This window comes from Streptomyces sp. NPDC048001, from assembly GCF_043203115.1.
GTDB lineage: Bacteria > Actinomycetota > Actinomycetes > Streptomycetales > Streptomycetaceae > Streptomyces > Streptomyces sanyensis.
Genome location: NZ_JBIDBN010000004.1, coordinates 133,857 through 153,413, shown reverse-complemented (window position 1 = coordinate 153,413; position 19,557 = coordinate 133,857). Strand labels below are relative to the sequence as shown.

Here is a 19,557-nt window from a genome sequence, read left to right as displayed (position 1 = left end):
CGGCCGGGGCGGTCCCCGGGGCGGCGGCGCTCAGGCGTCGTAGACGTCCGCCTTGCCGGGCGACGGGTCCTGGACGGCGCCGCCGACCAGCAGCGAGCGGCTGCCGAAGCGCTCGGTGTCCACGCCGTTCTCCTCCAGCACCTTCAGTGCGGCCGCGTGCGCCGTGCGCAGGACCGGGGTCGCGGCGCGCAGCGCGTCGTCGGCCATGAAGCGGTGCCGCCACGGCTGGTCCGCCCAGGCGTGGCGCAGGCCGAAGGGCTCCGGGAGCACCAGCTTGCCGCCCAGGTAGTCCAGCAGCGGCGGATACCAGGTGAGGGGGGCCCGCACGGCCAGCCGCACGACCTCCTTGGCGTCGACCAGGGGCAGCGTGCGGTCCACCGTCTCCCAGAAGCGCACCGTCTTGCTCACCGTCACCGTCTTCGGCTCGGGCTTGCTGGTGAACAGCGAGTGGACCGGGCCCAGCGCATGGCCGGTGACCTCGACCCGCAGCGTCTCGTGGAGCACCGTCACCGTGATCATCATAGTGATCACCAGCTGCCCGTCCCACAGGGTGAACTGCACCCCGAGGTAGTGGCGGTTTCCGCCGCCGAACTGCTGGTGGTTGCAGATCCGCTGGATCTCGTGGCCCTTGACCTGGTACGCCTCCACCTCCTGGCCCTCGGGGCGGGAGACCGCGCCCGCGTTCTCACCGACGGGGGAGACGACCCAGTGCTTGACGGACGGCGTCGGGAAACCGCCGGAGTTCAGCGGGCCGCGCTCCAGCAGCTTGAGCCGGTCGTGGATCGCGCGGACCACGTCCCAGCTGCGGAACTGGTTGATCTCCTTGCCCGGTTCCCGTGAGACCAGCTCCTCGGCCATCTGCCAGCTGCCCCACCGGGTGCCCATGCCGAGTATCCCCTTGGGCCCGGCGTAGAAGACCACGTTGGAGTGCTGCTCGGCGGTGAGCTTGTGCAGGCCCTGGCGCAGCTGCTCGCGCGCCGCGTCGTTGGGGTTGCCGGGCACCGCCTCGGGGACCTTCGCGCCGAGGCCCCCTCCGGAGAGCAGGCTGCTCCACCGCTCGCGCATGTCCTTGGCCCCGGCCTCGCAGATCCGCCGGGCCAGCACCCAGCCCAGCACGGGGGCCACGATCATGCCGCGCAGGTAGTACCCCCAGAACCCGGTGAACGGCAGCCGCCACAGCAGGATCACCGCCAGTGCGCCCAGCCCCACCAGCAGCGCGGTGCCCATGGCCCCCGCCCGCTTGTTCTGCCCGCCGGCGATCGTGCGGCGGAGCTGGAAGACGCCCATCCACAGCAGCAGCCCCGGCAGGAACAGCACCCCGCACAGCAGGGTGATCACCGTCAGCCTGGCGTCCCGTTCGCGGCGGATGCGGTTCGCGGCCAGGCAGTGCTCGACGACCACCTGGGGGTCCATGCCGAAGGACTGGATCAGCGCGCCGCGGCCGCCGCCGAGCATCCGGTTCTGCACCGCGCGCGAGAACGCCTCGCCCAGGTTGGGCTCGAAGAGCGAGAACCTGCCCTTCTTCACGTCCGAGGAGTGCCACTCGCTGTTCGCCTTGAGGATGTCCTCCACCGGGCTGTCCCGATAGGCCGCGGAGGCCAGCGCATGGGTGGCCGCCGTCTGGCCGGCCGTCCCCATGAGCGGGACCTGGGCACCGGGTGTGAAATCGAATCCGTCTGTCACTGCCGCCCCCATCGCCGCACGCCTCCCAGCGGCCTGTTCCCAACTGCCGCGCCCCGCACACCTGGTGAGCTGGGCACCTCAGCGTATCGGGGGCAGCACCGGCGCGTCAGTGCACAGCGGGGGGCGCGCCGGGGCGGCACGGCGCACCCCCGGACGGGCCCTCCGCGGGCGGGGCCGCCGCCGAGGCGCTCTCAGCCCGCCGCCTCCGCGCGCACCCGGTCCGCGACCTGCCGGGGCATCGGCTCGTGGCGCAGGTAGGACCGGCTGAAGCTGCCGGTGCCGTGCGAGAGCGAGCGCAGGTCGACCGCGTACCGGCCGATCTCCATCTCGGGCACCTCCGCCCGGACCACCGTGCGGGCGCCGTCCTCCTGTTCGGTTCCCACCACCCGGCCGCGGCGGCCCGAGAGGTCGCTGAGCACCGCCCCGACGCAGTCGTCCGTCACCACCACCCGCACCTCGGCCACCGGCTCCAGCAGTTCGACGGACGCCTCGGCCGAGGCCTCCCTCAGCGCCAGCGCCCCCGCCGTCTGGAAGGCCGCGTCGGAGGAGTCCACCGAGTGCGCCTTGCCGTCGCGCAGCGTGACCCTGACGTCCACCAGGGGATGCCCGGCCAGCACCCCCCGCGCCGCCTGCGCCCGCACCCCCTTCTCCACCGAGGACACGAACTGCCGGGGAACCGCGCCGCCCACCACCTTGTCCACGAACTCGAGGCCCGAGCCGGCGGGCAGCGGCTCGACGTCGATCTCGCAGACGGCGAACTGCCCGTGGCCGCCGGACTGCTTCACATGGCGCCCCCGGCCCGAGGAGCCGCGTCCGAAGGTCTCGCGCAGCGCCACCCGGTGCGGCACGACGTCGACCTGCACCCCGTAGCGCTCGCGCAGACGCTCCAGCGCCACCTCCGCATGCGCCTCGCCCATGCACCAGAGCACGACCTGGCCGGTGTGCGGGTTCTGCTCCAGCCGCAGGGTGGGGTCCTCGGCCGACAGCCTGGCCAGCCCCTGCGAGAGCCGGTCCTCGTCCGTCTTGCTGTGGGCCCGCACCGCCAGCGGCAGCAGCGGGTCCGGCATCGCCCACGCCTCCATCAGCAGGGGGGCGTCCCTGGCCGAGAGGGTGTCGCCCGTCTCCGCCCGGGACAGCTTCGCCACACACGCCAGGTCGCCCGCCACCGCGTGCGGCACCGGCCGCTGCTGCCGGCCCAGCGGCGAGGTGAGCGCGCCGACCCGCTCGTCCACGTCGTGGTCCTCGTGGCCCCGGTCGGCGAGGCCGTGCCCGGAGACGTGCACCGTGTCGTCCGGGCGCAGCGTCCCCGAGAAGACCCGCACCAGCGAGATCCGCCCCACATAGGGGTCGGAGGAGGTCTTGACGACCTCCGCCGCCAGCGGCCCCCCGGGGTCGCAGTCCAGCCGGCGCCGCGCCGAGCCGTCCGGTGCGGTCACCGGCGGCACCGGACGCTCCAGCGGTGTGGGGAAGCCGCGGGTGACCAGCTCCAGCAGCTCCACCGTCCCGAGCCCCTGGCGGGCGCCCTCCGCCGGGGGAGCGGCGGCCAGCACGGGGTGGAAGGTCCCCCGTGCGACGGCCTTCTCCAGATCGCCGACGAGCGTGTCCGTGTCGACCGGCTCGCCCCCGAGGTACCGGTCCATCAGGGTCTCGTCCTCGCTCTCCGCGATGATCCCCTCGATCAGCCGGCCGCGGGCCGGCTCGATCAGCGCCGCGAGCGCCTCGTCCGGCTCGCGCTCGCGGCGCTCCCCCGAGGAGTAGTCCAGCTCCTGCCGGGTGAGCAGCCCCAGAAGGCCGGTGACCGGGCTGTGGCCGTCCGGGTTCCGCGGCCCGTGGCGGGGCAGGTGGAGCGGCAGCACGGCGTCCGGGTCGTCCCCGCCGAACAGCCGCGCGCAGACGCCGGTCAGCTCCTCGAAACCGGTGCGGGCCGTCTCCAGGTGCGTGACCACGATCGCCCGCGGCATGCCGACGGCGGCGCACTCCTCCCACACCGCCCGGGTCGCGGCGTCGACGGCGTCCGCCTCCTGGGCGGCCGAGACGACGAAGAGGGCGGCGTCCGCCGCCCTCAGGCCCGCCCTCAGCTCGCCGACGAAGTCGGCGTACCCCGGGGTGTCCAGCAGGTTCACCTTGACGCCCTCCCACTCCACGGGAACGAGGGAGAGCTGCACCGAGCGCCCCTGCCGGTGCTCGATCGGATCGTGGTCGGAGACGCTGGCCCCGTCCTCGACCCGGCCCGCCCGGCCGACCGCCCCCGCGGTCAGCGCCAGGGCCTCGACCAGCGTCGTCTTGCCGGAACCGCTGTGGCCGACCAGCACCACGTTGCGCACCGACGCGGGGTGGTCGGCCGCCGGTGCCCTTCCGGCGGCCCCGGTGTGTGTCCGCGACTTGTCGCCCATGATCGTGCCTCCCGATCCGTCGCACGCCGAGCAGGGTGCGGGAGGCCGGGGCCCTTGCCCGGGGCGTGGGTCCGCGGCGGTCCCGGCGGTGCCCGCGGTCGTCCCTTCGAGCTTTCCACCCCCGCCGTGCCGCGTCCATCGGTCGCGCCCGGGGCTCCCGGTCCGGGCCCGTCCGCGGGACCGGGGCCGCGGCCGCCCGGGTCCCGCCACCGGGCCGCCCGGGGCGTGACTACGATGGTCCACCCGGTGGCCGTAGGGGCCACACGGCATACCGGACCTCGGGAAGACCATGCTGAACAAGTACGCGCGTGCATTCTTCACGCGTGTCCTCACACCCTTCGCCGCGTTCCTCCTCCGCCGCGGGGTGAGTCCCGACGCGGTCACCCTCGTCGGCACGGCCGGCGTGGTGGCGGGGGCCCTGGTCTTCTTCCCCCGGGGCGAGTTCTTCTGGGGCACCATCGTCATCACGCTGTTCGTCTTCTCGGACCTGGTCGACGGCAACATGGCCCGCCAGGCCGGGACCTCCAGCCGCTGGGGGGCCTTCCTCGACTCGACCCTCGACCGCGTGGCCGACGGGGCGATCTTCGGCGGGTTCGCGCTCTGGTACGCGGGCACGGGCGACAACGACCTGATGTGCGCCGTGGCCATCTTCTGCCTCGCCAGCGGCCAGGTCGTCTCCTACACCAAGGCCCGCGGGGAGTCGATCGGCCTGCCGGTCGCGGTCAACGGCCTGGTGGAGCGCGCCGAGCGCCTGGTGATCTCGCTGGTCGCCGCCGGCCTCGCCGGACTGCACGCCTTCGGGGTGCCGGGCATCGACGTGCTGCTGCCCGTCGCCCTGTGGGTGGTCGCCCTGGGCAGCCTGGTCACCCTCGCCCAGCGCGTGGTCACCGTCCGCCGGGAGTCCGCCGAGGCGGAGGCCGCGGAGGGCCCCGCCCACCGGGACGGAGCGGAGGCCTGATGCTGCGCGACCGCCTGACCGACGGCCTCTACCAACTGGGCTGGAGCGCCGTCAAGAAGCTTCCCGAGCCCGTCGCCGCCCGGCTGGGCCGCCGCATCGCCGACACCGTCTGGAAGCGGCGCGGCAAGGGCGTGCTGCGGCTGGAGTCCAACCTCGCCCGGGTGGTCCCGGACGCCTCGCCCGAGCGTCTCGCCGAGCTCTCGCGCGCCGGGATGCGCTCCTACATGCGCTACTGGATGGAGTCCTTCCGGCTGCCCGCCTGGGACGAGGAGCGGGCCCGCAGCAGCTTCGACCCCAAGGACGTCCACCACCTCACCGACGGACTCGCCTCGGGCCGGGGCGTGATCCTGGCCCTGCCCCACCTGGCCAACTGGGACGTCGCCGGGGTCTGGGTGACCCGCGCCCTCGGCGTCCCCTTCACCACCGTCGCCGAGCGCCTGAAGCCCGACAGCCTCTACGACCGCTTCGTGGCCTACCGGGAGAGCCTCGGCATGGAGGTGCTCCCGCACACGGGGGGCTCCGCCTTCGGCACCCTGGCCCGGCGGCTGCGCGACGGGGGCCTGGTCTGCCTGGTCGCCGACCGTGACCTGTCCTCCTCCGGCGTCGAGGTGGACTTCTTCGGCGCCACCGCCCGGATGCCCGCCGGGCCCGCCCTGCTCGCCCAGCAGACCGGGGCCCTGCTGCTCCCGGTCACCCTCTGGTACGACGGGACGCCCGTGATACAGGGCCGCGTCCACCCCGCGGTCGAGGTGCCCGCGTCGGGCACCCGGGCCGAGCGGACCGCCGCCATGACCCAGGCCCTCGCGGACGTCTTCGCGGGCGGCATCGCCGAGCACCCGGAGGACTGGCACATGCTCCAGCGGCTCTGGCTGGCGGACCTCGAGGAGCGCCCCGCGTGAAGATCGGCATCGTCTGCCCCTACTCCTGGGACGTCCCCGGCGGCGTCCAGTTCCACATCCGTGACCTGGCCGACCACCTCATCCGCCTCGGCCACGACGTCTCGGTGCTGGCCCCGGCCGACGACGACACCCCGCTGCCGCCCTACGTGGTCTCCGCCGGGCGGGCGGTGCCGGTCCCGTACAACGGCTCCGTGGCCCGGCTGAACTTCGGCTTCCTCTCCGCGGCGCGGGTGCGGCGCTGGCTCCACGAGGGGACCTTCGACGTCATCCACATCCACGAGCCCGCCTCGCCCTCGCTCGGCCTGCTGTCCTGCTGGGCGGCGCAGGGGCCCATCGTGGCCACCTTCCACACGTCCAACCCGCGCTCCCGGGCCATGATCGCCGCCTATCCGATCCTCCAGCCCGCGCTGGAGAAGATCAGCGCCCGGATCGCGGTGAGCGAGTACGCCCGGCGCACCCTGGTGGAGCACCTGGGCGGCGATGCCGTGGTCATCCCCAACGGGGTGGACGTCGGCTTCTTCGAGAAGGCCGAGCCGCGCCCGGAGTGGCAGGGCGCCACCCTCGGCTTCATCGGCCGGATCGACGAGCCCCGCAAGGGCCTGCCCGTCCTGATGAAGGCCCTGCCGGAGATCCTGGACGCCTGCCCCGAGGCCCGTCTCCTGGTCGCCGGGCGCGGGGACGAGGAGGAGGCGGTCGCCTCGCTGCCCGCCGCGATGCGCTCCCGGGTCGAGTTCCTGGGCATGGTCAGCGACGAGGACAAGGCGCGGCTGCTGCGCAGCGTCGACGTCTACGTCGCCCCCAACACCGGGGGCGAGAGCTTCGGGATCATCCTGGTGGAGGCGATGTCCGCGGGCGCCCCGGTGCTCGCCTCCGACCTGGACGCCTTCGCCCAGGTGCTGGACCAGGGCGGGGCGGGGGAGCTCTTCGCCAACGAGGACGCCTCCGCGCTGGCCGCCGCCGCGGTGCGGCTGCTGCGGGACCCCGCCCGCCGGGCGGAGCTGCGGGCGCGCGGCAGCGCGCATGTGCGCCGCTTCGACTGGTCGACCGTGGGGGCGGACATCCTGGCCGTGTACGAGACGGTCACCGACGGCGCCGCCTCCGTCGCCGCCGACGAACGCACCGGGCTGCGTGCCCGCTTCGGCCTGGCCGCCCGCGACTGAGCCCCGCCCGCGCGACTGGGCCCCGGCCGCCCGCGGCCGGGGCCCGCCGCCGGCGCACCGCCCGGTGGCCCGGCCCCGGGGCCGGGTAGCCTTGCCGCCCGTGAGCACCGTGATCTGGATCGTCGTCGCACTCGTCGCGATCGGCATGTACCTGAGCTGGACCGCCGGGCGCCTGGACCGGCTGCACGCCCGGATCGACGCCGCGCGCGCCGCGCTCGACGCCCAGCTGCTGCGCCGCGCCTCGGTGGCCCAGGAGCTCGCCACCTCGGGGATCCTCGACCCGGCGGCCTCGATCGTGCTCTACGAGGCCGCCCACGACGCCCGGCAGGCGGAGGAGGAGCAGCGGGAGGTCGCCGAGAGCGAGCTGAGCGGGGCCCTGCGCGCCGTGTTCGGCGAGCCCGAGCAGGTCGCGGCCCTGCGCGAGGTGCCGGGCGGCGCGGAGGCCGCCGCCGAGCTGGGCCAGGCGGTGCGCCGGGTGCCCATGGCCCGCCGCTTCCACAACGACGCGGTCCGTGCGGCCCGGGCACTGCGGCGGCACCGCACCGTGCGCTGGTTCCGGCTGGCGGGCCACGCGCCCTTCCCGCTGGCCTTCGAGATGGACGACGAGCCCCCGGTGGCCCTCGCCGACCGCGCTGCCTGAGGGCACGGGGGTACGCATTCCGGGCAGGTCACCGGCGGCCCGCCGCGGTGCCCGGGGCAAAACGATCCACCGGCTCCCCATTGGCCCTTGCAGTGGACTGGGCCCCGGGGGTTCCATCGGGGACGCATCACACCGTCTTCACCGAGTGAGGTCCTCCGTGTCCGTCAACCCCACCCCGCAGTCCGCCGACACCCCGGCCACCGGCACCTCCCGCGTCAAGCGCGGCATGGCCGAGCAGCTCAAGGGCGGCGTGATCATGGACGTCGTCACCCCCGAGCAGGCGAAGATCGCCGAGGACGCGGGCGCCGTGGCCGTCATGGCCCTGGAGCGGGTCCCGGCGGACATCCGCAAGGACGGCGGCGTGGCCCGGATGTCCGACCCGGACATGATCGAGGGCATCATCGAGGCCGTCTCGATCCCGGTCATGGCCAAGTCCCGCATCGGCCACTTCGTCGAGGCCCAGGTCCTGCAGTCCCTCGGCGTGGACTACATCGACGAGTCCGAGGTCCTCACCCCGGCCGACGAGGTCAACCACTCCGACAAGTGGTCCTTCACCACCCCCTTCGTCTGCGGTGCCACCAACCTGGGCGAGGCCCTGCGCCGCATCGCCGAGGGCGCGGCCATGATCCGCTCCAAGGGCGAGGCCGGTACCGGCAACGTCGTCGAGGCCGTGCGCCACCTGCGCCAGATCAAGAACGAGATCGCCCGGCTCCGCGGCTTCGACAACCACGAGCTGTACGCCGCGGCCAAGGAGCTGCGCGCCCCCTACGAGCTGGTCAAGGAGGTCGCCGAGCTCGGCAAGCTCCCCGTCGTGCTGTTCTCCGCGGGCGGTGTGGCCACCCCGGCGGACGCGGCCCTGATGCGCCAGCTCGGGGCCGAGGGCGTCTTCGTCGGCTCGGGCATCTTCAAGTCGGGCGACCCGGCCAAGCGCGCCGCGGCCATCGTCAAGGCCACCACCTTCTACGACGACCCGAAGATCGTCGCCGACGCCTCCCGCAACCTGGGCGAGGCCATGGTCGGCATCAACTGCGACACCCTCCCCGAGGCCGAGCGCTACGCGAACCGGGGCTGGTGATGGCGGGCTCCTCCCCGGCGCGCACCCCGCTGGTCGGCGTCCTCGCGCTCCAGGGCGACGTGCGCGAGCACCTCGTCGCCCTGGCCGCGGCGGACGCCGTGGCGCGGCCCGTCCGCCGCCCCGGGGAGCTCGCGGAGGTCGACGCCCTGGTCATCCCCGGCGGCGAGTCCACGACCATGTCCAAGCTGGCCGAGCTGTTCGGGATGGCGGGCCCGCTGCGCGAGCGGATCGCCGCCGGGATGCCCGTCTACGGCACCTGCGCCGGGCTGATCATGCTCGCCGACAAGATCCTGGACCCGCGCTCCGGGCAGGAGACCTTCGGCGGGATCGACATGATCGTGCGCCGCAACGCCTTCGGCCGCCAGAACGAGTCCTTCGAGGCGAGCGTCGAGGTCGCCGGGGTGGGCCCCGTGGACGGCGTCTTCATCCGCGCCCCCTGGGTCGAGTCGGTCGGCGCCGAGGTGGAGGTGCTCGCCGAGCACGAGGGCCACATCGTGGCGGTCCGCCAGGGCCGTGCGCTGGCCACCTCCTTCCACCCCGAACTCACCGGCGACCACCGGATGCACGCGCTGTTCGCCGAGATGGTGCGCTCGGGGGGCTGACACGATCCCGGTAGGATCTAGCGGGTTCGTTCAGTACAGGGTTACGTGAAGGAGACAGGCAGATGTCCGGCCACTCTAAATGGGCTACGACGAAGCACAAGAAGGCCGTGATCGACGCCAAGCGCGGCAAGCTCTTCGCGAAGCTCATCAAGAACATCGAGGTCGCGGCGCGCACCGGCGGCCCGGATCCGGAAGGCAACCCGACCCTCTTCGACGCCATCCAGAAGGCGAAGAAGCAGTCCGTCCCCAACAAGAACATCGACTCCGCGGTCAAGCGCGGCGGCGGTCTCGAGGGCGGCGGCGTCGACTACGAGACCATCATGTACGAGGGCTACGGGCCGAACGGCGTCGCGGTGCTGGTCGAGTGCCTCACCGACAACCGCAACCGCGCCGCCTCCGACGTCCGGGTCGCCATGACCCGCAACGGCGGCTCGATGGCCGACCCGGGCTCGGTGTCCTACCTGTTCAACCGCAAGGGCGTCGTCATCGTCCCCAAGGGCGGGCTCTCCGAGGACGACGTGCTGGGCGCCGTGCTGGAGGCGGGTGCCGAGGAGGTCAACGACCTCGGCGAGTCCTTCGAGGTGCTGAGCGAGGCCACCGACCTGGTCGCCGTCCGCTCCGCCCTGCAGGAGGCCGGGATCGACTACGACTCGGCCGAGGCCAACTTCGTCCCGACCATGCAGGTCGAACTGGACGAGGAGGGCGCGAGGAAGATCTTCAAGCTGATCGACGCGCTGGAGGACAGCGACGACGTGCAGAACGTCTTCGCCAACTTCGACGTCTCCGACGAGGTCATGGCCAAGGTCGACGCCTGATCCGGCCACGGGACGAGGCGGCCGCGCGCCGCACCACGGACGGGCCGGCGGGGACACACCCCCGCCGGCCCGTCCGTGTGTTGTCGGTGCCGGCGGATAGCCTGCACGAACAGGTGTGGGAGAGAAGGAGGGGGCGGTATGCGCGTCCTGGGGGTCGACCCGGGCCTCACCCGCTGCGGCGTGGGCGTCGTGGAGGGCGTCGCGGGCCGCCCGCTGGCCATGCGGGGCGTCGGGGTCGTCCGCACACCGGCGGACGAGGAGCTGGGGCGCCGGCTCCTCGCGATCGAGCAGGGCATCGAGCAGTGGCTCGACGAGCACCGGCCGGAGATCGTCGTCGTGGAGCGGGTCTTCAGCCAGCACAACGTCAGCACCGTGATGGGCACCGCCCAGGCCAGCGCCGTCGCCATGCTCTGCGCCTCCCGCCGCGGCCTGCCCGTGGCCCTGCACACCCCGAGCGAGGTCAAGGCCGCCGTCACCGGCAGCGGCCGGGCCGACAAGGCGCAGGTCGGCGCCATGGTCACCCGGCTGCTGCGGCTGGACGCCCCGCCGCGCCCGGCCGACGCGGCGGACGCCCTCGCCCTCGCCATCTGCCACATCTGGCGCGCACCGGCGCAGAACCGGCTCCAGCAGGCCGTGGCGGCCCACCGCGCCACGCTCTCCCCGAAAGGCACCGCATGATCGCCTTCGTCTCCGGCACCGTCGCCGCGCTCGCCCCGACCACCGCGGTGGTCGAGGTCGGCGGGGTCGGCATGGCCGTCCAGTGCACACCGGACACCCTCTCCGGGCTGCGCGTCGGCCAGGAGGCCCGTCTCGCGACCTCGCTCGTCGTGCGGGAGGACTCGCTCACCCTGTACGGCTTCGCCGACGACGACGAGCGCCAGGTGTTCGAACTGCTCCAGACCGCGAGCGGGGTCGGCCCCCGACTCGCGCAGGCCATGCTCGCCGTCCACCGGCCCGACGCACTGCGCACCGCGGTCGCCACCGGCGACGAGAAGGCCCTGACGGCGGTGCCCGGCATCGGGAAGAAGGGCGCCCAGAAGCTGCTGCTGGAGCTCAAGGACCGGCTCGGCGCGCCGGTGGGCGCCGGCGGCCCCGCGGTCGGCCCCGCGGTCACGGCCTCCTGGCGCGACCAGCTCCACGCGGCGCTGCTCGGCCTCGGCTACGCCACCCGCGAGGCGGACGAGGCGGTCGCCGCGGTCACCCCGCAGGCCGAGGCGCTCGGCGCCGCACCGGCGGTCGGCCCGCTGCTGAAGGCGGCCCTGCAGAGCCTGAACCGGGCCCGCTGACCCGGCCCGGCAGACCCTCCCGCACCCCGAACCCGACCCCACCCGCAGAGGCAGACACCACGTGAACCCGGACGACCCCACCGCCGCCGACACCGACATGCGCCTCGTCGGCCCCGCCGCCGACGGGGAGGACCAGGCCGTCGAGGCGGCCCTGCGCCCCAGGTCGCTGGGGGAGTTCGTCGGCCAGGAGCGGGTCCGCGAGCAGCTCGACCTGGTGCTCAGGGCCGCCCTCGCCCGCGGTGCCACGGCCGACCACGTGCTGCTCTCCGGCGCCCCCGGGCTGGGCAAGACCACCCTGTCCATGATCATCGCCGCCGAGATGAACGCGCCGATCCGCATCACCTCCGGCCCCGCCATCCAGCACGCCGGCGATCTCGCGGCCATCCTCAGCTCCCTCCAGGAGGGGGAGGTGCTCTTCCTCGACGAGATCCACCGCATGTCCCGGCCCGCCGAGGAGATGCTCTACATGGCGATGGAGGACTTCCGGGTCGACGTGATCGTGGGCAAGGGCCCCGGCGCCACCGCCATCCCCCTGGAGCTCCCGCCGTTCACCCTGGTCGGGGCCACCACCCGGGCCGGTCTGCTGCCGCCCCCGCTGCGCGACCGCTTCGGCTTCACCGCGCACATGGAGTTCTACGACCCGGCCGAGCTGAAGCGCGTGGTCCACCGCTCCGCGTCGCTGCTCGACGTGGAGATCGACACCGAGGGGGCGGCGGAGATCGCCGGCCGCTCCCGCGGCACGCCCCGCATCGCCAACCGCCTGCTGCGCCGCGTGCGCGACTACGCGCAGGTCAAGGCCGACGGGCGGATCGACCGCGAGGTGGCCGCTGCCGCCCTCGCCGTCTACGAGGTCGACGGGCGCGGCCTGGACCGGCTCGACCGGGCCGTCCTGGGGGCGCTGCTCAGACTGTTCGGCGGCGGTCCGGTGGGCCTGTCGACGCTGGCCGTGGCGGTGGGGGAGGAGCGGGAGACCGTGGAGGAGGTGGCCGAGCCGTTCCTGGTCAGGGAGGGTCTGCTGGCCCGCACCCCGCGTGGCCGGATCGCGACGCCGGCGGCCTGGACGCACCTGGGGCTGGTACCGCCGCAGCAGGGCCCCGGCGCAGGCGGACAACAGGGGCTCTTCGGGGCGTGACGGCGAGGAGACTCGTCAGCCGCGGAACCCGGGTGCGATGCTGGGCGTTGTTCCAGTGATGCGGACTCGCTTAGACTCCGCCGATGCCGCCCCTCCGGGGACGGCGTGCCCACCCCCCGTAGACCAGGCCGTTCGTCAGCGCGGTCGTGTGAAGGAATTCCCCGCCGTGGATATCTTGACCCTCCTCCCGTTCATCGTGCTCATCGGGGCCATGTTCCTGATGACCCGCTCCGCCAAGAGGAAGCAGCAGCAGGCCGCGAGCATGCGCGACTCGATGCAGCCCGGCACCGGCGTGCGGACCATCGGTGGCATGTACGCGACCGTGAAGGACGTCAGCGACGACACGGTCCTCCTGGAGGCGGCCCCCGGCGTGCACCTCCTCTTCGCGAAGAACGCGATCGGCGCCGTCCTCGCCGACGACGAGTACAACCGCATCGTGCACGGTGACGACGAGACCAGCGCGGACGCTTCCCCCGTCGTCCCGGACGACGCCTCCTCGCTGACCGGTGACTCCCCCGCGGAGGACCGGGTCGACCTCGGCAAGAAGGCGGACGAGGACGCGGACGGCGCCAAGGCCGAGGGGGGCGACGGCAAGGACGGCCGCGACGGCGAGGCCGGCGCGAAGTAGGACCCGTGCGGGACCGCGCGGCACCCGAGGGTGCCGCGCGGTCCCCAGGGGTGCCGACGCAACCCGGGGGCGGGCCCCCACAACACTTCGTGGCCGCTCCGGCGCAGACCCGGCGTGGGCGGTTGGACAGGGAGAATCGAGAAGGTGGCAGCACCGAACAGGGGCCGAAAGCCCACGGGGGCCCAGGGGAGGCCGGGGCGTTCCCTGGTCCTGATCCTGATCGCCCTGGTCGCACTCACCGGCGGGATGTTCTGGTCGGGCCAGCTCACGCCGCGTCTGGGTATCGACCTGGCGGGCGGTACGACCATCACGCTGGAGGCGAAGAACCAGCCGGGCGCGCCCAACGCCATCAACGAGACCAACATGAACACCGCGGTCGGCATCATCGAGCGCCGTGTCAACGGTCTGGGCGTCTCCGAGGCCGAGGTCCAGACCCAGGGCGACCGGAACATCATCGTCAACATCCCCAAGGGCACGGACTCCCAGCAGGCGCGCAAGCAGGTCGGCACCACCGCCCAGCTCTACTTCCGCCCCGTCCTGGCCGTCGCCCCGGGCGGGCCGGCGGGCGAGGAGCCCGCGCCGAGCCCCAGCGCCTCCGCCTCCGGTGAGCCCGAGGACGGCGCCTCCGCGTCCCCCGACACCGCCACCGAGGGCACGCCCGGGTCCGGTGCCCCCTCCGCCGCGCCCAGCGCGTCGCCGACCACCCAGGGCCGCGCGGTCACCGAGGGCCTGAAGGCCCCGGCCGCGAGCCCCTCCGCCTCCGCCTCCGAGGAGCCGAAGCCCTCGGAGAGCCCCGAGCCCTCGGCAGGCGCCTCGACCGAGCCCGCGGACGACCAGGCCTCGGCCGACCTCCAGAAGCGGTTCACGGAGCTCGACTGCACCGACGACGCGGCGCGCTCCACCCTCGGGGACGGCGTCAAGCCCGGCGACACCACGATCGCCTGCGGCACGAACAGCGCCGGCCAGTGGGAGAAGTACATCCTCGGCCCCGCCGAGGTGGACGGCCGGGACGTCGACGACGCCCAGGGCGAACTCGACCAGCAGCGTGGCCTGTGGAAGGTCACCATGGCGTTCACCGACGAGGGCGCCAAGAAGTTCTCCACGATCACCGGCCGCCTGTCGCAGCAGCAGCCGCCGATGAACCAGTTCGCCATCGTCCTCGACGGCGAGGTGGTCTCGGCCCCGCAGGTCAACCAGACGCTGAGCGCCAACGCGGAGATCACCGGCGACTTCACCCAGGAGTCCGCACAGGACCTGGGCAACATCCTCTCCTACGGCGCCCTGCCGCTCTCCTTCGAGGAGGCCAGCGTCACCACCGTGACCGCCGCCCTCGGCGGCGAGCAGCTGCGGGCCGGGCTCATCGCCGGCGCCATCGGCCTCGCGCTCGTGGTGCTCTACCTCGTCGTCTACTACCGGGGACTGGCGTTCATCGCCATTCTCAGCCTCCTGGTCTCGGCGGCGATGACCTACACGATCATGGCCCTGCTCGGCCCGGGCATCGGCTTCGCGCTGAACCTGCCCGCCGTCTGCGGCGCCATCGTCGCGATCGGCATCACCGCCGACTCCTTCATCGTGTACTTCGAGCGCATCCGCGACGAGATCCGCGAGGGCCGGACCCTGCGCCCGGCGGTGGAGCGGGCCTGGCCGCGCGCCCGGCGCACCATCCTCGTCTCGGACTTCGTGTCCTTCCTCGCCGCCGCCGTGCTCTTCATCGTGACCGTCGGCAAGGTGCAGGGCTTCGCCTTCACGCTGGGCCTGACCACCCTCCTGGACGTGGTCGTGGTCTTCTTCTTCACCAAGCCCCTGATGACGCTCCTGGCCCGCCGGCCGTTCTTCTCCGGCGGCCACCCCTGGTCCGGTCTGGACCCCCAGCGCCTGGGCGCCAAGCCCCCGCTGCGGCGCGGCCGCCGCGTGTCCGTCCCCACCGACCCGAAGGAGGCGTGAGATGTCGCGACTCGGCAACCTCGGCGCCCGTCTGTACCGCGGTGAGGTCGGGTACGACTTCGTCGCCAAGCGCCGGATCTGGTACGGCGTCTCGATCCTGATCACCATCACGGCCATCGTGGGCCTGGCGGTCCGCGGCCTGAACATGGGGATCGAGTTCAAGGGCGGCGCCGTCTTCACCACGCCCAAGGTCGAGGTCTCGGTCAGCCAGGCCCAGGAGATCGCCGAGGAGGCCTCCGGGCACCAGGCGATCGTCCAGGAACTCGGCACCGGAGGCATGCGCATCCAGGTCAGCGAGCTGGACACGGCCCAGGCCGACCAGGTGCAGACGGAGCTGGCCGAGGAGCTCGGCGTCGAGCGCGACAGCGTCAACGCGGAGCTGGTCGGACCCAGCTGGGGCGAGCAGATCGCCAACAAGGCGTGGACGGGCCTCGGCGTCTTCATGTTCCTCGTGGTGATCTACCTGGCCATCGCCTTCGAATGGCGCATGGCGGTCGCCGCGCTGATCGCCCTGATCCACGACATCACGATCACCGTGGGTGTCTACGCGCTCGTCGGGTTCGAGGTCACCCCGGGCACGGTGATCGGCCTGCTGACCATCCTCGGCTACTCGCTCTACGACACGGTGGTGGTCTTCGACTCGCTGAAGGAGGGCTCGAAGGACATCACCAAGCAGACCCGCTGGACGTACGGCGAGGTCGCCAACCGCAGCATCAACTCCACCCTGGTCCGCTCCATCAACACCACCGTGGTGGCCCTGCTCCCCGTGGCGGGTCTGCTGTTCATCGGCGGCGGTGTCCTCGGCGCGGGCATGCTCAACGACATCTCGCTGTCGCTGTTCGTCGGCCTCGCGGCCGGTGCCTACTCCTCGATCTTCATCGCCACCCCGCTGGTCGCCGACCTCAAGGAGCGCGAGCCGCAGATCAAGGCCCTGCGCAAGCGGGTGCTCGCCAAGCGCGCCGCGGCCGCGGCCAAGGGCGAGCCGCGCCCCGGCGACGAGAGCCCCGACGCCGACGGGGACCTGCTCGACCCCGCCCCCGCGGCGGCCGTGGTCGGCCCCCGAGGCCGGGGCCGCGGACGCCCCACCGGACGGCGCTGATGATCACCGACCAGACGCGGGAGCTGCTGCTCAGCCGCATCCGCGACATCGCGGACTACCCCAAGCCCGGGGTGCTGTTCAAGGACATCACCCCGCTGCTGGCCGACCCGGTCGCCTTCTCGGCCCTCACCGAGGTGCTCAGCGCCTTCTGCGAGAGCCGGGGCGCGACGAAGATCGTGGGCCTGGAGGCCCGCGGCTTCATCCTGGCCGCCCCGGTCGCCGTCCGCGCGGGTGTCGGGTTCGTCCCGGTGCGCAAGGCGGGCAAGCTCCCCGGCGCCACCCTGGCGCAGGCGTACGAGCTGGAGTACGGCTCCGCCGAGATCGAGGTGCACGCCGAGGACCTGGCCGAGGGCGACAGCGTGCTCGTCATCGACGACGTCCTGGCCACCGGCGGGACCGCCCGGGCGTCCCTGGAGCTCATCCGGCGGGCCGGTGCGGACGTCGCCGGGGTCGCGGTCCTGATGGAGCTCGGCTTCCTCGGTGGCCGGGACCGCCTCGGCGGCACCCTCCGCGGTGCCCCGCTGGAGGCCCTGATCACGCTCTGAGGGGCGGAGCCCGCACGGCGGGGTGCCCCGGGAATCCTCCCGGGGCACCCCGCCGCCTTCTGCGCCACCCGCGGCCCCGGCCGGCTCCTTGGGCCCGGGCCCCCGCGCCCGCCCTCGCCGGCGCCTCGTGCGCGGCCCCGCGGCCGGCTCGATACCATGGCCTTTCCGGACCTGACCGGGGGACCCGGAACCGCACGAGGAGCGCCCTTGCCAGACGAGGCCCAGCCCGCCGCCGCGCCGTCCGATCCGAAGCCCGACCGGACCGCGGCAGCCCCTGCCGCGCCCGGCTCGCGGCCCTCCGCGTCCGAGCGGGTGAGCCCGGTGCCGGTCACCGCGCCCAAGCCCGCGCCGCCCGCGGGCTCCCGGGGCGGCGGCTCCTCCAGCCGGGTGCGCGCCCGCCTCGCCCGTCTCGGGGTGCAGCGCTCCTCGCCGTACAACCCGGTCCTCGAACCGCTGCTGCGGATCGTCCGCGGCAACGATCCCAAGATCGAGACGTCCACCCTGCGCCAGATCGAGAAGGCGTACCAGGTCGCCGAGCGCTGGCACCGCGGCCAGAAGCGCAAGAGCGGCGATCCCTACATCACCCACCCGCTCGCCGTGACCACCATCCTCGCCGAGCTGGGCATGGATCCGGCCACCCTGATGGCCGGGCTGCTGCACGACACGGTGGAGGACACCGAGTACGGCCTGGACCAGCTGCGGCGCGACTTCGGCGACTCCGTCGCACTGCTCGTGGACGGCGTCACCAAGCTGGACAAGGTCAAGTTCGGCGAGGCCGCGCAGGCGGAGACCGTCCGCAAGATGGTCGTCGCCATGGCCAAGGACCCCCGGGTGCTGGTCATCAAGCTGGCGGACCGGCTCCACAACATGCGCACCATGCGCTACCTCAAGCGGGAGAAGCAGGAGAAGAAGGCCCGCGAGACGCTGGAGATCTACGCCCCCCTGGCCCACCGCCTGGGCATGAACACCATCAAGTGGGAGCTGGAGGACCTCTCCTTCGCGATCCTCTACCCCAAGATGTACGACGAGATCGTGCGCCTCGTCGCCGAGCGGGCCCCCAAGCGCGACGAGTACCTCGCCATAGTGACCGACGAGGTGCAGTCCGACCTGCGCGCGGCCCGGATCAAGGCCACCGTCACCGGCCGCCCCAAGCACTACTACAGCGTCTACCAGAAGATGATCGTCCGCGGGCGCGACTTCGCGGAGATCTACGACCTGGTCGGCATCCGCGTCCTCGTGGACACCGTCCGCGACTGCTACGCGGCGCTGGGCACCGTCCACGCCCGCTGGAACCCGGTTCCGGGGCGGTTCAAGGACTACATCGCGATGCCCAAGTTCAACATGTACCAGTCGCTGCACACGACGGTCATCGGGCCCAGCGGAAAGCCCGTCGAACTCCAGATCCGCACCTTCGACATGCACCGCCGCGCCGAGTACGGCATCGCGGCGCACTGGAAGTACAAGCAGGAGACGGTCGCCGGCGCCTCCAAGGTCCGCACCGACGTGCCGCGCGCCGCCAAGGGCAGCGCCGGCCAGGACACCGTCAACGACATGGCCTGGCTGCGCCAGCTGCTCGACTGGCAGAAGGAGACCGAGGACCCCGGCGAGTTCCTGGAGTCGCTCCGCTTCGACCTGTCGCGCAACGAGGTGTTCGTCTTCACCCCCAAGGGCGATGTCATAGCGCTCCCCGCGGGCGCGAGTCCCGTGGACTTCGCCTACGCGGTCCACACCGAGGTCGGGCACCGCACGATAGGGGCACGGGTCAACGGGCGGCTGGTACCGCTGGAGTCCACCCTGGACAACGGCGACCTGGTCGAGGTCTTCACCTCCAAGGCCGAGGGCGCGGGACCCTCCCGGGACTGGCTCGGCTTCGTCAAGTCCCCCCGGGCCCGGAACAAGATCAGGGCGTGGTTCTCCAAGGAGCGCCGGGACGAGGCGATCGAGCAGGGCAAGGACGCCATCGTCCGCGCCATGCGCAAGCAGAACCTGCCCATCCAGCGCATCCTGACCGGCGACTCGCTGGTCACCCTCGCGCACGAGATGCGCTACCCCGACATCTCCTCCCTCTACGCGGCGATCGGGGAGGGCCACGTCGCCGCGCAGGGCGTCGTGCAGAAGCTGGTGCAGGCCCTCGGCGGCGAGGAGGCCGCCAACGAGGACATCGCGGAGTCCACCCCGCCCTCCCGCAGCCGGGCCAAGCGCCGCAAGAGCGCCGACCCGGGCGTGGTGGTCAAGGGCGTGGAGGACGTGTGGGTGAAGCTGGCGCGCTGCTGCACGCCCGTGCCCGGCGACCCGATCATCGGCTTCGTGACCCGCGGCAGCGGGGTGTCCGTGCACCGCGCGGACTGCGTCAACGTCGACTCGCTCTCCCAGCAGCCCGAACGGATCCTCGACGTGGAGTGGGCACCCACCCAGTCCTCGGTCTTCCTGGTCGCCATCCAGGTCGAGGCGCTCGACCGGTCCCGGCTGCTGTCCGACGTCACCCGCGTCCTGTCCGACCAGCACGTCAACATCCTCTCCGCGGCCGTCCAGACCTCGCGCGACCGCGTCGCCACCTCCCGCTTCACCTTCGAGATGGGCGACCCCAAGCACCTCGGCCACGTCCTGAAGGCCGTCCGCGGGGTGGAGGGCGTCTACGACGTCTACCGGGTGACCTCGGCGCGCCGCCCCTGAGGCACCGCGGACACGAGGACGGGGC

Annotated in this window: 17 protein-coding genes; 15 read left to right on the top strand and 2 right to left on the bottom strand. The window is 73.1% G+C overall.

Annotated elements, in window-relative coordinates:
• Positions 1–30: 30 nt before the first annotated feature.
• Together ACGF15_RS09225 and ACGF15_RS09220 are read right to left on the bottom strand one after the other, a co-directional pair.
• Positions 31–1,695: a hypothetical protein gene (locus ACGF15_RS09225; protein ID WP_345616169.1), complete on the bottom strand. Its 1,665-nt coding sequence runs from the start codon at positions 1,693–1,695 to the stop codon at positions 31–33.
• A gap of 179 nt (positions 1,696–1,874) precedes the next feature.
• The gene (locus ACGF15_RS09220) at positions 1,875–4,076 is read right to left on the bottom strand and encodes an elongation factor G-like protein EF-G2 (protein ID WP_392797474.1); all 2,202 of its coding nucleotides are present in this window, start codon (positions 4,074–4,076) and stop codon (positions 1,875–1,877) included.
• Between the two features lie 289 nt (positions 4,077–4,365).
• Between ACGF15_RS09220 and pgsA the strand changes: the two genes are divergently transcribed.
• From pgsA to ACGF15_RS09145, 15 genes are all read left to right on the top strand, one after another.
• Entirely contained in the window at positions 4,366–5,034 is a 669-nt protein-coding gene (pgsA, locus tag ACGF15_RS09215; protein WP_345616167.1) for a phosphatidylinositol phosphate synthase, read from the top strand.
• Positions 5,034–5,933, top strand: coding sequence for a phosphatidylinositol mannoside acyltransferase (locus ACGF15_RS09210; protein ID WP_345616166.1), 900 nt, complete (start codon positions 5,034–5,036; stop codon positions 5,931–5,933). Before pgsA ends, ACGF15_RS09210 begins: the two co-directional genes overlap by 1 nt.
• Positions 5,930–7,093 carry a glycosyltransferase family 4 protein gene (locus ACGF15_RS09205; RefSeq protein WP_345616165.1) on the top strand — a complete coding sequence of 388 codons (1,164 nt, stop codon included), beginning with the start codon at positions 5,930–5,932 and terminating at the stop codon, positions 7,091–7,093. The genes ACGF15_RS09210 and ACGF15_RS09205 overlap by 4 nt, the downstream gene beginning before the upstream one ends.
• Positions 7,094–7,238: 145 nt before the next feature.
• Positions 7,239–7,733 (top strand): hypothetical protein, encoded by a 495-nt coding sequence (locus ACGF15_RS09200; RefSeq protein WP_345616213.1) that lies wholly within the window; start codon positions 7,239–7,241, stop codon positions 7,731–7,733.
• Between the two features lie 226 nt (positions 7,734–7,959).
• Positions 7,960–8,808 carry a pyridoxal 5'-phosphate synthase lyase subunit PdxS gene (pdxS, locus tag ACGF15_RS09195; RefSeq protein ID WP_374211999.1) on the top strand — a complete coding sequence of 283 codons (849 nt, stop codon included), beginning with the start codon at positions 7,960–7,962 and terminating at the stop codon, positions 8,806–8,808.
• Positions 8,808–9,410, top strand: a complete 603-nt coding sequence (pdxT, locus tag ACGF15_RS09190) for a pyridoxal 5'-phosphate synthase glutaminase subunit PdxT (protein WP_392797471.1) — start codon at positions 8,808–8,810, stop codon at positions 9,408–9,410. The genes pdxS and pdxT overlap by 1 nt, the downstream gene beginning before the upstream one ends.
• A gap of 62 nt (positions 9,411–9,472) precedes the next feature.
• Entirely contained in the window at positions 9,473–10,225 is a 753-nt protein-coding gene (locus ACGF15_RS09185) for a YebC/PmpR family DNA-binding transcriptional regulator (protein WP_345616163.1), read from the top strand.
• 138 nt (positions 10,226–10,363) lie between these two features.
• Positions 10,364–10,903: a crossover junction endodeoxyribonuclease RuvC gene (gene ruvC / locus ACGF15_RS09180; RefSeq protein ID WP_345616162.1), complete on the top strand. Its 540-nt coding sequence runs from the start codon at positions 10,364–10,366 to the stop codon at positions 10,901–10,903.
• Positions 10,900–11,511: a Holliday junction branch migration protein RuvA gene (gene ruvA / locus ACGF15_RS09175; protein WP_392797469.1), complete on the top strand. Its 612-nt coding sequence runs from the start codon at positions 10,900–10,902 to the stop codon at positions 11,509–11,511. The genes ruvC and ruvA overlap by 4 nt, the downstream gene beginning before the upstream one ends.
• Positions 11,512–11,608: 97 nt before the next feature.
• Complete coding sequence (gene ruvB / locus ACGF15_RS09170) at positions 11,609–12,643, top strand: Holliday junction branch migration DNA helicase RuvB (RefSeq protein WP_345616212.1); 1,035 nt, start codon at positions 11,609–11,611, stop codon at positions 12,641–12,643.
• Positions 12,644–12,809: 166 nt separating this feature from the next.
• The gene (gene yajC / locus ACGF15_RS09165) at positions 12,810–13,271 is read left to right on the top strand and encodes a preprotein translocase subunit YajC (RefSeq protein ID WP_345616160.1); all 462 of its coding nucleotides are present in this window, start codon (positions 12,810–12,812) and stop codon (positions 13,269–13,271) included.
• 144 nt (positions 13,272–13,415) lie between these two features.
• Entirely contained in the window at positions 13,416–15,215 is a 1,800-nt protein-coding gene (gene secD, locus ACGF15_RS09160) for a protein translocase subunit SecD (RefSeq protein ID WP_362609807.1), read from the top strand.
• Between the two features lies 1 nt (position 15,216).
• A complete protein-coding gene (gene secF / locus ACGF15_RS09155) occupies positions 15,217–16,314 on the top strand; it encodes a protein translocase subunit SecF (RefSeq protein ID WP_345616158.1) in 1,098 nt (365 codons plus the stop codon).
• Complete coding sequence (locus ACGF15_RS09150) at positions 16,314–16,859, top strand: adenine phosphoribosyltransferase (protein ID WP_345616157.1); 546 nt, start codon at positions 16,314–16,316, stop codon at positions 16,857–16,859. Before secF ends, ACGF15_RS09150 begins: the two co-directional genes overlap by 1 nt.
• A 207-nt stretch (positions 16,860–17,066) precedes the next feature.
• Positions 17,067–19,532, top strand: coding sequence for a RelA/SpoT family protein (locus tag ACGF15_RS09145; protein ID WP_345616156.1), 2,466 nt, complete (start codon positions 17,067–17,069; stop codon positions 19,530–19,532).
• Positions 19,533–19,557: the final 25 nt, after the last annotated feature.

Excerpts from the sequence above, each read along its gene's own strand:
- ACGF15_RS09225 (WP_345616169.1), bottom strand. The coding sequence starts at position 1,695 with ATGGGGGCGGCAGTGACAGACGGATTCGATTTCACACCCGGTGCCCAG.
- ACGF15_RS09220 (WP_392797474.1), bottom strand. The coding sequence starts at position 4,076 with ATGGGCGACAAGTCGCGGACACACACCGGGGCCGCCGGAAGGGCACCG.
- pgsA (WP_345616167.1), top strand. The coding sequence starts at position 4,366 with ATGCTGAACAAGTACGCGCGTGCATTCTTCACGCGTGTCCTCACACCC.
- ACGF15_RS09210 (WP_345616166.1), top strand. The coding sequence starts at position 5,034 with ATGCTGCGCGACCGCCTGACCGACGGCCTCTACCAACTGGGCTGGAGC.
- ACGF15_RS09200 (WP_345616213.1), top strand. The coding sequence starts at position 7,239 with ATGTACCTGAGCTGGACCGCCGGGCGCCTGGACCGGCTGCACGCCCGG.
- pdxS (WP_374211999.1), top strand. The coding sequence starts at position 7,960 with ATGGCCGAGCAGCTCAAGGGCGGCGTGATCATGGACGTCGTCACCCCC.
- pdxT (WP_392797471.1), top strand. The coding sequence starts at position 8,808 with ATGGCGGGCTCCTCCCCGGCGCGCACCCCGCTGGTCGGCGTCCTCGCG.
- ACGF15_RS09185 (WP_345616163.1), top strand. The coding sequence starts at position 9,473 with ATGTCCGGCCACTCTAAATGGGCTACGACGAAGCACAAGAAGGCCGTG.
- ruvC (WP_345616162.1), top strand. The coding sequence starts at position 10,364 with ATGCGCGTCCTGGGGGTCGACCCGGGCCTCACCCGCTGCGGCGTGGGC.
- ruvA (WP_392797469.1), top strand. The coding sequence starts at position 10,900 with ATGATCGCCTTCGTCTCCGGCACCGTCGCCGCGCTCGCCCCGACCACC.
- ruvB (WP_345616212.1), top strand. The coding sequence starts at position 11,609 with ATGCGCCTCGTCGGCCCCGCCGCCGACGGGGAGGACCAGGCCGTCGAG.
- secF (WP_345616158.1), top strand. The coding sequence starts at position 15,217 with ATGTCGCGACTCGGCAACCTCGGCGCCCGTCTGTACCGCGGTGAGGTC.
- ACGF15_RS09150 (WP_345616157.1), top strand. The coding sequence starts at position 16,314 with ATGATCACCGACCAGACGCGGGAGCTGCTGCTCAGCCGCATCCGCGAC.